1 protein-coding gene is annotated in these 290 nt (G+C 49.0%); it reads left to right on the plus strand.

Features of this window, described 5'->3' with window-relative positions; all coding sequences use genetic code 11:
* Nucleotides 1-51 precede the first annotated feature (51 nt).
* The coding region (locus tag C6N31_RS42850; RefSeq protein WP_232486374.1) for a glutathione S-transferase family protein at nt 52-290 on the plus strand (239 nt) is incomplete at its 3' end.

A 290-nucleotide genomic window follows, 5' to 3' on the forward strand; every position in this document is an offset into this window, starting at 1 on the left:
GGAGGGAAGCCGATCTGCGAGTCATTAATTACTGTGCAGTATATTGATGAGATGTGCCCTGGCAAGTGTCCTTTGCTTCCCGCCGATCCTTACCGTCGTGCTCAATCTCGTTTCTGGGCTGATTATGTCGACAAGCAGGTGTATGATTTCGGGAAGAAACTGTGGTCGACTGCTGGCGATGATTTGGAGGCTGCGAAGAAAGGGTTTGTGGATTGTTTGAAGGTTCTTGAAATTGAACTTGGTGAGAAGCATTATTTTGGAGGCGAAACCTTGGGCTTGGTGGACGTGGC

It is taken from the genome of Streptomyces fildesensis (assembly GCF_016107395.1).
GTDB lineage: Bacteria > Actinomycetota > Actinomycetes > Streptomycetales > Streptomycetaceae > Actinacidiphila > Actinacidiphila fildesensis.